12 protein-coding genes and 1 tRNA gene are annotated in these 12,064 nt (G+C 61.8%); 3 read left to right on the top strand and 10 right to left on the bottom strand.

Annotated elements, in window-relative coordinates; genetic code table 11:
- From EN984_RS07035 to EN984_RS07010, 6 genes are all read right to left on the bottom strand, one after another.
- The coding region (locus tag EN984_RS07035) for a vitamin B12-dependent ribonucleotide reductase (protein ID WP_127383677.1) at nucleotides 1-2,857 on the bottom strand (2,857 nt) is incomplete at its 3' end.
- A 600-nt stretch (nucleotides 2,858-3,457) separates the two neighbouring features.
- Nucleotides 3,458-3,769 (bottom strand): PilZ domain-containing protein, encoded by a 312-nt coding sequence (locus tag EN984_RS07030; RefSeq protein WP_127268764.1) that lies wholly within the window; start codon nucleotides 3,767-3,769, stop codon nucleotides 3,458-3,460.
- Between the two features lie 235 nt (nucleotides 3,770-4,004).
- Nucleotides 4,005-4,493, bottom strand: coding sequence for an NUDIX hydrolase (locus EN984_RS07025; protein WP_127268765.1), 489 nt, complete (start codon nucleotides 4,491-4,493; stop codon nucleotides 4,005-4,007).
- 212 nt (nucleotides 4,494-4,705) lie between these two features.
- Nucleotides 4,706-5,206, bottom strand: coding sequence for a xanthine phosphoribosyltransferase (gene gpt, locus EN984_RS07020; protein WP_006200882.1), 501 nt, complete (start codon nucleotides 5,204-5,206; stop codon nucleotides 4,706-4,708).
- Between the two features lie 132 nt (nucleotides 5,207-5,338).
- Entirely contained in the window at nucleotides 5,339-6,172 is an 834-nt protein-coding gene (locus EN984_RS07015; protein ID WP_127272270.1) for a universal stress protein, read from the bottom strand.
- An 81-nt stretch (nucleotides 6,173-6,253) separates the two neighbouring features.
- Nucleotides 6,254-6,997 carry a competence/damage-inducible protein A gene (locus EN984_RS07010; protein ID WP_127271427.1) on the bottom strand — a complete coding sequence of 248 codons (744 nt, stop codon included), beginning with the start codon at nucleotides 6,995-6,997 and terminating at the stop codon, nucleotides 6,254-6,256.
- A 322-nt stretch (nucleotides 6,998-7,319) separates the two neighbouring features.
- Here EN984_RS07010 and EN984_RS07005 point away from each other — a divergent pair, with 322 nt between their 5' ends.
- Nucleotides 7,320-7,601, top strand: coding sequence for a hypothetical protein (locus tag EN984_RS07005; RefSeq protein ID WP_084016230.1), 282 nt, complete (start codon nucleotides 7,320-7,322; stop codon nucleotides 7,599-7,601).
- 157 nt (nucleotides 7,602-7,758) lie between these two features.
- On the opposite strand, the gene EN984_RS07000 is transcribed toward EN984_RS07005, so the two are convergent.
- The 3 genes from EN984_RS07000 to EN984_RS06990 form a co-directional block, all read right to left on the bottom strand.
- Nucleotides 7,759-7,998 (bottom strand): DUF2188 domain-containing protein, encoded by a 240-nt coding sequence (locus EN984_RS07000; protein ID WP_013532013.1) that lies wholly within the window; start codon nucleotides 7,996-7,998, stop codon nucleotides 7,759-7,761.
- Nucleotides 7,999-8,028: 30 nt separating this feature from the next.
- A complete protein-coding gene (locus EN984_RS06995; RefSeq protein WP_013532012.1) occupies nucleotides 8,029-8,307 on the bottom strand; it encodes a DUF982 domain-containing protein in 279 nt (92 codons plus the stop codon).
- 248 nt (nucleotides 8,308-8,555) lie between these two features.
- The gene (locus EN984_RS06990) at nucleotides 8,556-9,659 is read right to left on the bottom strand and encodes an NADH:flavin oxidoreductase/NADH oxidase (protein ID WP_127271606.1); all 1,104 of its coding nucleotides are present in this window, start codon (nucleotides 9,657-9,659) and stop codon (nucleotides 8,556-8,558) included.
- A 224-nt stretch (nucleotides 9,660-9,883) separates the two neighbouring features.
- Between EN984_RS06990 and EN984_RS06985 the strand changes: the two genes are divergently transcribed.
- Nucleotides 9,884-10,462: an NUDIX domain-containing protein gene (locus EN984_RS06985; protein WP_127272271.1), complete on the top strand. Its 579-nt coding sequence runs from the start codon at nucleotides 9,884-9,886 to the stop codon at nucleotides 10,460-10,462.
- A gap of 89 nt (nucleotides 10,463-10,551) precedes the next feature.
- Here the strand turns inward: EN984_RS06985 and EN984_RS06980 are convergent.
- Nucleotides 10,552-10,636 (bottom strand) — tRNA-Leu (locus tag EN984_RS06980).
- Nucleotides 10,637-11,011: 375 nt separating this feature from the next.
- On the opposite strand from EN984_RS06980, the gene tig reads away from it, so the two are divergent.
- On the top strand, nucleotides 11,012-12,064 hold a 1,053-nt coding region (gene tig / locus EN984_RS06975; protein WP_127383676.1), incomplete at its 3' end, for a trigger factor.

Here is a 12,064-nt window from a genome sequence, read left to right as displayed (position 1 = left end):
GTGCGGCACGTGCTGCCGCAGGTGCGGCGAGCAGCTGCTCGACGGCTTCGTCCTCGTCGTCCTCGCCATCGGCGAGCAGCGAGGAGTTGAGCGGCTGCGACAGCTTCGAGCCGTCGCGGTAGAGCGCGTTGGCCTTCAGCGCCAGCTTCCACGACAGCATGTAGGCGCCCTTGGCGTCTTCCACCGTCGCATCGTTGGGCATGTTGATGGTCTTGGAGATGGCGCCGGAAATGAAGGGCTGTGCAGCCGCCATCATCTGGATGTGGCTGTTGATGGACAGCGAGCGCTTGCCGATCTTGCCGCACGGGCTGGCGCAGTCGAAAACCGCCAGGTGTTCGGCCTTGAGGAACGGCGCGCCTTCCAGCGTCATCGCACCGCAGACGTGGATGTTGGCGGCCTCGATATCTTTCCGGGAGAAGCCGAGCGCCGGCAGGATCTCGAACGAGAAATCGTTGAGCTGCTCGTCGGTGAAGCCGAAATTCTCCTTCACCCAGTCGGCGCCGAGCGTCCACTGATTGAAGACGAACTTGATGTCGAAGGCCGACTTCAAGGCTGCGTTGAGCGCGGCGATCTTGTCGTCGGTGAAGCCCTTGGCCTTGAGCGCGCCGGGGTTGATGGCCGGCGCCTGGTTGAGGTTGCCGTGGCCGACCGCATAGGCCTCCATCTCGGCGATCTGGGCTTCGGAATAGCCGAGCGTGCGCAGCGCTTCCGGCACGGCGCGGTTGATGATCTTGAAATAGCCGCCGCCGGCCAGCTTCTTGAACTTCACCAGCGCGAAGTCGGGCTCGATGCCGGTGGTGTCGCAATCCATGACCAGGCCGATCGTGCCGGTCGGCGCGATGACGGTCGCCTGTGCATTGCGGTAGCCATGCTCCTCGCCGAGCTCGATGGCGCGGTCCCAGGCAGCCTTGGCGTGGGTCGCAAGGTCCTGCTGCTTCAGGTCGGAAGCGACCAGCGGCACGGGATTGACGGCAAGCTTCTCGTAGCCCTGCTTCTCGCCATAGGCGGCACGGCGATGGTTGCGCATGACCCGCAGCATGTTCTGCGCATTGCGGTCGTAGTCGGCGAAGGCGCCGAGTTCGCCGGCCATCTCGGCCGAGGTGGCATAGGCGACACCGGTCATGATTGCGGTGAGTGCGGCGCAGATGGCGCGGCCTTCATCGGAATCGTAGGGAATGCCCGACGTCATCAGCAGGCCGCCAATATTCGCATAGCCGAGGCCGAGCGTGCGGTATTCGTAGGACTGCTTGGCGATCTCCTTCGACGGGAACTGCGCCATCATGACCGAGATTTCGAGAACGATGGTCCACAGCCGCACGGTGTGCTCGTAGGCTGCGATGTCGATCGTGCCGTCGGCGTTGCGGTAGGGCAGCAGATTGATCGAGGCGAGATTGCAGGCCGTGTCGTCGAGGAACATGTATTCGGAGCACGGGTTGGACGCCCGGATCGCACCGGCCGATGCGCAGGTGTGCCAGTCGTTCATCGTCGTGTTGAAATGCAGGCCGGGATCCGCGGACGCCCAGGCGGCATAGCCGATCTTTTCCCAGAGGTCGCGAGCCTTCAGCGTCTTCAGCACCTTGCCGTCCTTGCGGGCGGTCAGGTGCCAGTCGGCATCGTCCTCGACGGCGCGCAGGAAATTGTCCTTCAGCGACACCGAATTGTTGGAGTTCTGGCCCGAAACCGTGAGGTAGGCATCCGAATCCCAGTCTGTGTCGTAGGTCTTGAACGACATCGAGCTATAGCCCTGCTTGGCGAACTGGATGACGCGGTAGATGTAGTTCTCCGGCACGGCGGATTTCTTGGCCGCCTTGATCTCGCGCTTCAGGGCGGAGTTGATCGACGGATCGAAGCAGTCGTCGCCATTGCCTTCGCAGTTGACGCAGGCCTTCATGATCGCTTCGAGATGCTTCTTGACGATCTTCGAGCCAGTCACCAGCGAGGCGACCTTCTGCTCTTCATTGACCTTCCAGTCGATGAATTCCTCGATATCGGGGTGGTCGGCGTCGACGATGACCATTTTGGCGGCGCGGCGCGTGGTGCCGCCCGACTTGATGGCGCCCGCCGCACGGTCGCCGATCTTGAGGAAGCTCATCAGGCCCGACGAGCGGCCGCCGCCCGACAGCTTTTCGCCTTCGCCGCGCAGCAGCGAGAAGTTGGAGCCGGTGCCGGAGCCGTATTTGAACAGGCGCGCTTCACGCACCCACAGGTCCATGATGCCGCCCTCGTTGACGAGATCGTCCTGCACGCCCTGGATGAAGCAGGCATGCGGCTGCGGATGCTCGTAGGAGGATTTCGACTTGGTCAGCTTGCCGGTGAACGGGTCGACATAGAAGTGGCCCTGGCTCGGGCCGTCGATGCCATAGGCCCAGTGCAGGCCGGTGTTGAACCATTGCGGCGAGTTCGGCGCGACGCGCTGGGTGGCCAGCATATAGGCAAGCTCGTCGCGGAAGGCGCGCGCGTCTTCCTCCGACCCCTTGAAGTAGCCGCCCTTCCAGCCCCAGTAAGTCCAGGTGCCGGCAAGCCGGTCGAAGACCTGACGTGCGTCGATCTCGGAACCGTAGCGCTCGGCTTCCGGCAGCTTCGCCAGTTCCGCCTCATCGGCGACGGAGCGCCACAGGAAGGAGGGGACGTCGTTCTCTTCGATCTTCTTCAGGCGCGCCGGCACACCGGCCTTGCGGAAATATTTCTGCGCCAGGATATCGGCTGCGACCTGGGAGAACTGCGCCGGCACGTCGATATTGTCCAAGCGGAACACCACCGAACCATCCGGATTCTTAATCTCCGAAAGCGCCTTGCGGAATTCGATCTCCGCATAGGCAGATTGTCCTGGCTTGGTGAAACGACGCTCGATGCGCATTGGTCCGGTCCCTTTTGTCTATATATAGCGCTTTCCTCCAGGGATTTCTGCCCCCGATGCGAAACGCGCATGTCCGCCGTCTGCCGGGCGTTCGAAAACGGCCGGCTCTCCATTTTCGCGGTCTCCGCCGGCCCTGCTGGTCAAACTCCTTGCGAAGCGCCTGCCCAACGCGCCGACGAACCCGCGGGTCCCTCAAAACTGATTTTTTCCGATTCCCTCGGTCGAGGGAAATTCACACTATCTAGCGTCGAACCTACCTGCAAACACTAAATATAGTATTAACAGACAATTTATTCAAGCCCGACAATTGTCCCTATCGTCCCCAACCGCCCCACAATCCCAACGCTTCCGCCGGCCTCGTAAACAGGCGGAAATGCGAGCAAAAACGCACATAATCCGGGAAAAAAGACCGGGCTCAGAACTTTCCGGTCGCACTCTCAACAGGAGCACATGGCCTATAAAAGGCGACTCGTTTTGCGCCGTCAAGGATTCGTTTGCGTAGCTTTTGTGACCCCAACATCTTGTGTGTCACATATGTGGATAACGGGGATAGAATGCAGGCGCGGATCACGATTTTCCGCGCGCAAGCTTGCCCGGGCGTCAGCCGTAATGCAGCCGGGGCTTTGGCTCGGTGCCGGTGAACTGCACCCCGATACGGTCGTTGCGACGCCAGCGGACCTCGCACCGATAGGCAATGCCGTCGAGCGGCACATAGAGAAGGAACCGATCTGGGACCCGGGCTTCGAGCGGTATCTTCAGTTCGGCGCCGCCTTCGTGCTGGTTGCGCAGCGTGCAACCGACTTCCGAATTCGAAATTCCGGTGATGATCGACCCACCCTTGAGCACGCGCGGACGATGCTCGCGCTGGGGGTCGTCGGACTCGTTTGGAATTGGATTTGCGGGATTCGCCATCGATCAAAAATACCAGAGCTGCCGAATCCTACCCTTGATTCCTTAGCAAAGCATTCATGTCGAAGCGCGGCAACGCGTGTCTAAAGCGTGTCGCGCTTGAACGGATTCAAGCGACCCGCTTTAGGTCCTTGCTTTTATGCATGTCGTTCTCCCAAAACCGAGGTCACTTTTGGGCGACATGCATTAGCCTTTGCAAGCCAGTCCCGTTTTGCAAAGAGAGCGGTGTGGCCGCCCGTCAGGAGAAGCTGTGCGGGTCGGCGCAGAAATAGGCGATGATCTGGCAAAGGTCGGGTTCGTTGACCATGCGCACCGCTTCGCTCGCACGGACCCATTTGCGGGTGCGTGAGTGTTTTTCCTTCCAGCGGTCCGCGACTTTGTCGACATGCAGTGGAAACACCAGGACCTCGCACGGCACTTCTTCGCCGGAAGCCAGGACCTTGGCGTAGAAGTAACGGCCGGCTTCAAGATGAGAGACACGGCCGCGCAGCCCGGCCTCCTCGCCGGCTTCGCGCGCCGCGGCCTCGCAGAGCGGCTCCCTGGCCTCTGGCCAGCCCTTGGGCAAAACCCAGCGGCCAGTATCGCGGCTGGTGATCAGCATGATTTCGACGCCGTCTCCCGCGTCGCGCCAGGGCAGGGCGGCAACCTGCAGGCGGCACGGCGCCGTGCCGAAGAGCCGTCGGACCCTTTCGGCCAGATGATTGTGTGTCGTTGGCCTCGTCAACATCGAAGAAGCTAGCCCCAGCCTCCGGAATCGTTTGCCGTCTCACGAATCTTACGGCTAATTGTCGGCAATAAAAGTAAAAAATTTCATTCGCCTGGCCGATTTCCGCCAATAGACGTCGATTTCGCTAAATATCCGGCCCTGCCGGACCTGTTTGCGAAAGCAATCATGCCCGGGTGCAAGCTGCTGGTCTGTAACAGGCAGGTAGTTGCGAATCAGCCGGCGTGGTCGTCGGCGATCGGCTTCTGGTAGGTGAAGCCCATGTCCCACGGGAAATAGATCCAGGTGTCCTGGCTGACTTCGGTGACGAAAGTATCGACCAGCGGCCGGCCTTTCGGCTTGGCATAGACGGTGGCGAAATGCGCCTTGGGCATCATCGCGCGCACGATGCCGGCCGTCTTGCCGGTGTCGGTCAGGTCGTCGATGATCAGCACGCCGGCGCCGTCGTCGGCGAGCAGGGCAGGGGTGATCTCCTTGAGGACCTGCAACTGCCCCTGGCTGGTATAGTCGTGATAGGAGGCGACGCAGACCGTCTCGATGACGCGGATGCCGAGTTCACGCGAGATGATCGCCGCGGGGACCAGCCCGCCTCGCGTAATGCAGACGATCGCTTTCCATTGTCCCTTGTTGGCGCCGGCAAGCCGCCAGGCGAGCGCCCGGGCGTCGCGATGGAATTGGTCCCAGGAGACCGGAAAGGCTTTTTCGGGAAGGGACATGTCGCGCACTCCACAGCACGCGGGGATCGCGCGCAGGAAAACAGGGGAATGCGCGCGGAATTAGCTGGAAAGCCCCCATCTTGGCAAGAGCAAGGGCCTTGGCAAAGGCAAGGGCCAGCGATCGCTGTGGACCTACCGCGACAGGAAGGCTGCCACCGGCGCAGTGCGCAGCACGCTGCGCGTCACGCCGCCGAACAGAAGCTGACGCAGCCATGAATGGCTGTAGGCGCCGAGCACCAGCAGATCGGCGCCGGTTTCCGCGATTCTGGTCTGGATGATGTCATCGACCGAATTGCCGCCCGACTGCTGCACCGAGACGCTGACGGTGGCGCCGTGGCGCGACAGCGCCGACGCGATTTCGGCGCCGGCGGCCTCCGGGCTGTCGTCGAGCGTTTCAGGAGGGTCGATAACCAATATGTCAGTCTTCTCGGCTTCGATGATGAAGGGCAGCGCGTCGAAGGCGGCCCGCGCCGCTTCCTTGCTGCCGTTCCAGGCGAGCAAGACGCGTTTGAAGGTGGTGATCAGCGGACCCTCGTGCGGCACCACCAGCACCGGCCGGCCGGCATCGTAGACCAGCGTGTCCACGTCCGCGCTGGAATCGCCGCCCGTTTCGCGCTGCGCCGCTATGATCAGGTCGGCGGCCCGCACGCTCGAAATCCCGGTCAGCGCGCTGTCACCCGAAAAGCTCTCAAGGCTTCGCCACTCGAAGGAAAGACCGGAATCCTCGATATGTCTGAGAAACAGCGCCTTTAATTTCTCGGCCCGTTCCCGGTTCATATCTGCCGAAACCTGCAGGAATTCGGTGTCCGGAAAGCCTGTGGCCGAGGTGTACGGCACGGGAAGTGTTTCGGCATGGATGCCGACCAGATGGCTCTGGAACCGGGTGGCGAGCGGAATGGCGCAGTCGAGCACGCGCTCGGCGTCCTGCTCGTTCTGCAGAATGGCGACGATGGTTTTGAATCGCATGACAATCCCTCGATTTACGAGCTGGCGAACTCGTGCCGGGGAAACGTTGCAGCGTCGTGCTTTGTTCCGGTCTGGACCAGATCAGCCGGGATTGCTGGCGAAGCCGGCGACCATCGCCTCGACGTCGGCGCGGGCGGCGTCCAGCGCCTCCTGGCTGCGGGCACGCACGACCAGCTCGGTCCAGAACTTGCCGTCGCCATATTTCGGGTAGGAGCCGATGATCGTATCGGGATGCGCTTTCTGGATATCACCCAACGGCCCGCCGATGAGGCCTTCGCCGAACGGGCAGGGCACGGTCGCCGAAAGCATCTTCGTGCCGGCCTTCAGCGTCGGCACGACATTGTCGAGCATGGCCTGGAAAATCGATGGCACGCCGGCCATGACGTGGACGTTGCCGATGCGGAAGCCAGGTGCGACCGACACCGGATTGTCGATGAGATCGGCGCCGCGCGGCATCCGCGCCATGCGCTTGCGGGCCTGCGTATATTCGATGCCACGCGCGGCATAGCTTGCTTCCAGCATCGCATAGGCCCGGGCATCGTATTCGCAAGGCACGCCAAAAGCCTTGGATATGGAATCGGCCGTGATGTCGTCATGCGTCGGACCGATGCCGCCGGTGGTGAACACATAGGTGTAACGGCTGCGCACGGCATTCACCGCGGCGATGATCTCGTCTTCCTCGTCAGGGACGACACGCACTTCCTTCAGGTCGATGCCGATCGCCGTCATGATGTCGGCGAGATGGCCGATGTTCTTGTCCTTGGTTCGGCCGGACAGAATCTCATCGCCAATGACGAGCATGGCGGCGGTCACGATTTCAGGCATGGAAGGCTCCGGCAAGGCGTGTGGCCTGGGAAGGCGAGTGATCTGAGATAGCGCGGCGCGACGGTAGCCGCAATGTCATCTTCGCGCCGCCAAGGCGAGCCGATGACGTCAAGGATCTAGGTTCGAACCGTTCGAGGGAATAGGGCACATGCAGCAATTCGTCGTCCCGGAGCGAACCGCCGCGTTCATCGAGCGCATCGCCGGCCGGGCTTTGCTGGTCAGGGGCCTCACCTGAGCCTCACGACAATTTCAAGGAACCATTCGGCTGACTACCGGGTTTTATGAGTGTCGCACCAAGGCGGCTAAGATACGGAGTGATTCAATGGTTACAAAAATTCTCGCAGCATCTGTTCTGACGATCGGTCTCGCAACATCGGCGATGGCGCAGTCACTGGACGACAGGTATTCCAACAATCGCGACTGGTGGCTATTCGGCAACAACGATCAGACAACTGTCGATCCCTATACCACGGGAAGCATCAGTGACGGCTCCGGGTTGAACACCCAAGGCAATACCGGCGCGATAGGCCCATGTGCCCACAACACGCCAGGCCCGGACGCTAACGCTGGGCAAAACGTCAACGATCAGTATTGCGGCAAATAGCCAGAACGCGATTTCCGAAAAGCGGATACCGATTTTCTGGAAAGCCATGTTCAAGGGCTAGTCCGCAAGGCCAATCGCTGGCCGCTGGCGCGTCCTCTCTCGGACGGCGCTGCGGTCGGCGCCTGCCGGACCGCTCAACATCAACGGCGAAAGCGAATTAATCTGACACTTCTGTCTGCGGCCGGTCGCGGCCGTCGGCCAGTTCTTCGTGCCATTTGCCTTCGGCGTCCTCATACTGGATGCCGTCGGTCGCTCCGGCGACCTGCTGCTCGGCCGAGGCGATTTCGGCCGCACGCAATGCGTCCTGATGCGTGGGGAACGTCTCGGAAAAGGTCGCTCCGACCTTGTAGGCCCAGCCGCCGTCATGTTCGACGATCTTGTAAGTCAGCTTCGCCATGGAAAACCTCCGGTTGAAAGGTCCGTCTGCTCAATGCAGCCGGTCGTCGGGCAGTCTGTCGTCGGGCACCAGCACCTCCGATTCCTTGGCGGCTTCAATCAGCGCCCGGCGCGCATCCGCTGTCGAACGATAACCTTCCAGCACTTTGAGGCAAGTGTCGAGGGCATCACGATGGCGCGGGCCGCGATTGAGCGGCCACACCGTCATCAGGCATTCCGCGGCCTCCTGGGCGCTGCGGATGTGGCGATATTTGCCGACGTGGCCAAGTTCGACGACGACCGGCACTTCAAAAGGTTTGTTGTCCATCATGGCCGCAACGCAAAGCAGCCAATTTGGTTGCAACCATGGCCGTCAGCCTGCGCCCAAACGTCTCAGAGGCTGTTTGAAGGCTCTACACCTGCGGTCTGCGCCGCAACCGGCAAGAATGCCCCTGAACAGGTTTCCTCCCAAGCCCAGCCACGCCCACTCCACGCCAACAGCTTGCGGACGGAATAGCAGCGGAGCACCGTCAGGCCGTCTGGAGGCAGGAGGGCGCGCGTGTCGGGAGCGCGGACCGTTCAGCCCGTCGCCTTCATCCAATGCTGCATCGTGGTCACCGAACGGGCAAGCTGCGGCGCCGGGTGGATCGTTTCGCTGAATGTGGCCGCCGCACGCCATCCCCAGCGCGGATCAGCCAGGAAGGCCCGCGCCAGCGCCACCATGTCGGCGCGGCCCTCGGTGAGGATCGCTTCGGCCTGCTTGGGGTCGTCGATCAGGCCGACGGCACGGGTCGGAATATCAGCACCCTTGCGCACCGCTTCCGCCAGATGCACCTGATAGCCGGGGCCGGTGGGCAATTTCTGCAACGGCGAATTGCCGCCGCTCGAGCAGCAGAGATAGGCAACGCCCTCGTCCTTGAGCGCTTTGGCCACTTCGATCGCGTCCGCCACGTCGAAGCCGCCATCGACCCAATCCATCACCGACAGCCGCGCGCCGAGCATCAGCTTTGGCGTAGCCTTGCGCACCGCCTTGGCGATCTCGACGACAAGACGCATGCGGTTTTCCAGCGAGCCGCCCCAGCGGTCCGTGCGCTGGTTGGACAAGGGCGACAGGAACTGGAAGATCAGATAGCCATGCGCGGCATGCAGTTCGATGAAATCGAAGCCGGCGCGTTCGGCCCGCCTTGCGGCTTCGGCGAAGCGCTCGATCAGTTGCAGGATCTCCTCGTCCTCCAGCGCGTGCGGCACGTTCCAACCGGTGTCGTAGGGGATGACCGAGGCGGAGACGGTCTGCCAGGGATCCTCATTTGGCTGCAGTGGCCCGCCGCCTTCCCACGGCTTGCGGTTCGAAGCCTTGCGGCCGGCATGGGCGAGTTGGGAGCCGAATTTCGTGCCGGGTGCGGCGACGCGTCGTGCGGCGTCCAGTGCGCGGCGGGCGGCGGCCTCATTGTCTTCGGAATAAAGGCCGAGGCAGCCATGGGTGATACGCCCGCGCCGCTCGACATCGGTCATCTCGACCGTGACCATGCCGGCGCCGGACATTGCGAGGTTCATCCAGTGATGGAGATGCCAGTCACTGGCCGAACCGTCGTCGGCGGAATACTGGCACATCGGCGCGACGGCGATGCGGTTGGGGAAGGTGAGGCCGTCGAGGGTGATCGACTGGAAAAGCGACGCTGTCATGAGAAACTCCGGGAGGGTTCGCAGCTATTTAGGCGACCGATGGCGCCTGCGCCAGACACGAGGCGGTGAAAGGGGTTCTGGACCAATCACTGACGGGATTGCCGAAATGCCGGTTCGCGGATACGCCTCGGCAATGCATGGCGCCCAAAAGTGGCCCGGTTTGGGAGAGCGACATGCATAAAACAGGAGCATAAAGCGCGACGCGCTTTTGCATGGAGACCACGATGGAAGATCGTATTCGCGTCCGTTCGGAGGAAATCCTCTCCGACGACTGGGCCGTCCTGAAGAAGACCGTCCTCGACTACCGCCGGCGCGACGGGCAGTGGGAGACGCAAATTCGCCAGACCTATGATCGCGGTGACGGCGCGGTGATCCTGCCTTACGATCCCTCGCGCTCGACCGTGCTTCTGGTGCGCCAGTTCCGCTATCCCGCCTACGTCACCGGCCACCGCGAGCCGCTGATCGAGGCCTGTGCCGGCCTGTTGGACGAAAACGATCCCGAAACCTGCATCCGCAAGGAGGCGGAGGAAGAACTCGGCTACCGGCTGCAGAACGTCGAGCGGCTGTTTTCGCCCTATATGAGCCCTGGCAGCGTCACCGAACGTCTCTGGTTCTTCATCGCCCGCTATTCACCCGCCGACCGCATCTCGGCCGGCGGCGGCGCGCAAGAAGAGGGCGAGGACATCGAGGTTCTGGAAATGCCGCTCGACGAGGCGCTGGCCGGCATCGCCGATGGCCGGATCATCGACGCCAAGACCATTATCCTGATCCAGCATCTGAAGCTCAACCCGATCGCCGCCTGAACGGCGCCGGTCCTCCTTAGCCAAGGCTTCGGGAGGACACTCCTTCATCTATTCGGGTGGCCCGCCACCGAAGCTCGAAGAGCGAAGGGTGGTGCGGATGAAGGGACTCGAACCCCCACGCCTTTCGGCACTGGAACCTAAATCCAGGGCGTCTACCAGTTCCGCCACATCCGCATGAACCGGCAATCCCATGTGGCCATCATTCTGTCAATGTCGGAGACAAGATGTAGAGGTCAGGGACAAGATGTGGTCAGGTCCAAATGCTGGTTATTCGCCGGGATGCGAAGACTGTTGAAAATTGGCCTCGCCTGTGACAAAAGGCGTGTCAAATGTGACGGGACGCGACGATCCGCTTCTGCAGAATGTGATAAGAAGTAGGAAAAACAAGAACTTATTCACATTTTGGAACGCAGTTTGGGAGAGTTTGAGCCGGGTTTTCGGTCAAATCGCCAGGTTCCGTACCAAAAGCCATTCCCGGCAAGAATATACCGGCAGGCTGTGAACGGCAGAGGCCGTGGCAGTCTCATTGGTGAAAACAAAGGTTTTACGATGCAGGTCACCGAAACGCTCAACTCCGGTCTCAAGCGAGAGATCAAGATCACCGTGCCGGCCGGTGACATGGAAGCCAAGCTGATGGCGCGGCTTTCGGATGCCCGCAACAAGGTCCGCATCAACGGCTTCCGTCCAGGCAAGGTGCCGGTACAGCACCTGCGCAAGGTCTACGGCAAGTCGTTCATGGCCGAAGTGGTCAACGAAATCCTCAACGATTCGACCCGTTCGATCATTACCGGGCGTGGTGAAAAGGCTGCCATGCAGCCCGAAGTCATCATGACCGAGGACGAGAAGGAAGCCGAGAAGATCCTGGCCGGCGGCGCCGACTTCGAATTCCGCCTCAACTACGAGATCATCCCGGCGATCGAGATCAAGGACTTTTCCGACATCAAGGTGACACGCCAGGTGTTCGACGTGCCTGATGCCGAGATCGACGAGCAGGTCCAGCGTGTTGCCGAATCGGCGCGCAGCTACGAGCCGAAGACCGGCAAGGCCGCCAATGGCGACCGCGTCACCATCGACTATGTCGGCAAGATCGACGGCGAAGCCTTCAATGGCGGCGCGGGCACCGATCAGCCGCTGGTGCTGGGCTCAAAAGAGTTCATCCCCGGCTTCGAGGATCAGCTGGTCGGCGCCAAGGCCGGTGACGAAAAGCAGGTCACCGTGACTTTCCCGGAGAACTACCAGGCCGCGCATCTTGCCGGCAAGGAAGCGACCTTCGACGTCACCGTCAAGGAAGTGTCCCAGCCCGGCGCGCTGGAAATCAACGACGAGACCGCCAAGAACCTCGGCCTGGAGTCGCTGGAGCGCCTGCGCGACGTCGTACGCGGCCAGATCGAGAACCAGTTCGGCGCCATGACACGCCAGAAGGTGAAGCGCCAGCTGCTCGACCAGCTCGATGCGGCTTATTCGTTCGAGGCGCCGTCGAAGCTCGTCGACGCCGAGTTCAACAACATCTGGGCGCAGGTCAATCGTGACCTGGAAGCAGCCGGACGCACCTTCGCCGACGAAGAGACGACGGAAGAAGAGGCGCGTGCCGAGTATCTGCGG

It is taken from the genome of Mesorhizobium sp. M7A.F.Ca.CA.004.12.1.1 (assembly GCF_003997835.1).
Lineage (GTDB): Bacteria > Pseudomonadota > Alphaproteobacteria > Rhizobiales > Rhizobiaceae > Mesorhizobium.
This window is presented reverse-complemented; position numbering and strand designations above follow the sequence as displayed.

Coding starts and splice junctions, on each gene's coding strand:
- EN984_RS06995 (WP_013532012.1), bottom strand. CDS start 8,307: ATGATGGACAACAAACCTTTTGAAGTGCCGGTCGTCGTCGAACTTGGC.
- EN984_RS07005 (WP_084016230.1), top strand. CDS start 7,320: ATGGTTACAAAAATTCTCGCAGCATCTGTTCTGACGATCGGTCTCGCA.
- EN984_RS06985 (WP_127272271.1), top strand. CDS start 9,884: ATGGAAGATCGTATTCGCGTCCGTTCGGAGGAAATCCTCTCCGACGAC.
- EN984_RS07030 (WP_127268764.1), bottom strand. CDS start 3,769: ATGGCGAATCCCGCAAATCCAATTCCAAACGAGTCCGACGACCCCCAG.
- EN984_RS07025 (WP_127268765.1), bottom strand. CDS start 4,493: ATGTTGACGAGGCCAACGACACACAATCATCTGGCCGAAAGGGTCCGA.
- EN984_RS07010 (WP_127271427.1), bottom strand. CDS start 6,997: ATGCCTGAAATCGTGACCGCCGCCATGCTCGTCATTGGCGATGAGATT.
- EN984_RS07015 (WP_127272270.1), bottom strand. CDS start 6,172: ATGCGATTCAAAACCATCGTCGCCATTCTGCAGAACGAGCAGGACGCC.
- EN984_RS07000 (WP_013532013.1), bottom strand. CDS start 7,998: ATGGCGAAGCTGACTTACAAGATCGTCGAACATGACGGCGGCTGGGCC.
- EN984_RS06990 (WP_127271606.1), bottom strand. CDS start 9,659: ATGACAGCGTCGCTTTTCCAGTCGATCACCCTCGACGGCCTCACCTTC.
- gpt (WP_006200882.1), bottom strand. CDS start 5,206: ATGTCCCTTCCCGAAAAAGCCTTTCCGGTCTCCTGGGACCAATTCCAT.